We start from the raw sequence: 1,372 nt of genomic DNA on the forward strand, positions 1-1,372 counted from the left end.
CCCGATGGTCGCGAGCCCCGCGCGCTTCATCGCGTCTTCCGTCTTGGGCCCCACGCCCCAAAGCCGCGACACCGGCAGCCCCGCCAGGAAGGCCACCGTCTCCTCGGGCCGCACCTCGCGCTGGCCGTTGGGCTTGGCCAGGTCGGACGCGATCTTCGCCACGAACTTCGCCGTGGCGATGCCCGCGGACGCCGGCAGGTTCAGCTCGTGGGCAATCTCCTTGCGGATCCTCCGCGCGATGTCCGCCGCCGCGCCGAACAGCCCCACCGACGCCGTCACGTCCAGGAACGCCTCGTCCAGCGACAGGGGCTCGATCAACGGCGTGTAGCGCTCGAAGATGGCGAACACCTGCTCGCTCGCCTCCGCGTAGGCGGAGAAGCGGGGCTTCACCACCAGCGCGTGCGGGGCCTGCTTCATGGCCCGCGCCATGGGCATCGCGCTCTTCACCCCGAAGGGCCGCACCTCGTAGGAGGCGGCCACCACCACCCCGCGCTGGGCATGCCCTCCGACGATGACGGGCTTGCCCCTCAGGGACGGGTTGTCGCGCTGCTCGACGGACGCGTAGAAGGCGTCCATGTCCACGTGGAGGATGGCTCGCATGGCGTGAGTCACTCTAGTGGCCCCCTCTGACAGTGCGGCCCATGAAGACCCTCACCGAATACCTCTGGTTCGAGACGAAGTCCCGGCGCGAGCTGGTCCGCCTCACCGACACCGTGGCGGCGCTCCTGAAGAAGAGCGGCATCCAGGAGGGCATGGTGCTGGTGTCCGCCATGCACATCACCGCGGGCGTCTTCGTCAACGACGATGAGCCCGGCCTCCACGAGGACATCTGGGAGTGGCTCCAGCACCTCGCACCCTCCGGGCCCGACTACCGCCACCACCGCACCGGCGAGGACAACGGGGACGCGCACCTCAAGTCCATGCTCGTCCACCACCAGGTGCTGATTCCCGTCACCGCCGGCAAGCTGGACCTGGGCCCCTGGCAGCAGGTGTTCTACGCCGAGTTCGACGGACAGCGCCGCAAGCGCGTCATCGTCAAGGTCATGGGCCAATAGCCCCGGGCGCCGCCCCGTCCGGCTCCGACTCCGGCAGCGTCAGGCCGTGCCGCCCGAGCTCCGCCACCAGGTCCTGGGGCAGCGGGCTCTGCACGCGCACGGGCTCCTTCGTGACGGGGTGGGGCACGGTGAGCGAGCGGGCGTGCAGGAAGAAGCGCCCCAGCTCCGGCGCCTCGCGGCCTCCGTAGAGCGCGTCCCCCACGAGCGGCGCGCCCACGCCGGCCAGGTGCGCGCGCACCTGGTGGAGCACGCCCGTCAGGATGCGCACCTCCACGAGGCTGTAGTCCTGCGCGCGCCCGAGCACGCGGAAGTGGGAC

General features: G+C 70.8%; 3 protein-coding genes. 1 reads left to right on the forward strand and 2 read right to left on the reverse strand.

Annotated features, from left to right (window positions below; translation table 11 throughout):
* Window positions 1-600 (reverse strand): DNA polymerase IV (gene dinB, locus D7V93_RS43025; protein WP_120648675.1); only part of this gene is annotated, 600 nt, incomplete at its 3' end.
* A gap of 41 nt (window positions 601-641) precedes the next feature.
* Here dinB and D7V93_RS43030 point away from each other — a divergent pair.
* Window positions 642-1,055, forward strand: coding sequence for a secondary thiamine-phosphate synthase enzyme YjbQ (locus D7V93_RS43030; protein ID WP_120627678.1), 414 nt, complete (start codon window positions 642-644; stop codon window positions 1,053-1,055).
* Here D7V93_RS43030 and D7V93_RS43035 read toward each other — a convergent pair.
* Window positions 1,042-1,372 (reverse strand): RluA family pseudouridine synthase (locus D7V93_RS43035; RefSeq protein ID WP_504739602.1); only part of this gene is annotated, 331 nt, incomplete at its 5' end. The genes D7V93_RS43030 and D7V93_RS43035 overlap by 14 nt on opposite strands.

This window comes from Corallococcus llansteffanensis (assembly GCF_003612055.1).
GTDB lineage: Bacteria > Myxococcota > Myxococcia > Myxococcales > Myxococcaceae > Corallococcus > Corallococcus llansteffanensis.

Bases quoted from the DNA above. Each gene is read 5' to 3' on its own strand.
- D7V93_RS43030 (WP_120627678.1), top strand. From the start codon at position 642: ATGAAGACCCTCACCGAATACCTCTGGTTCGAGACGAAGTCCCGGCGC.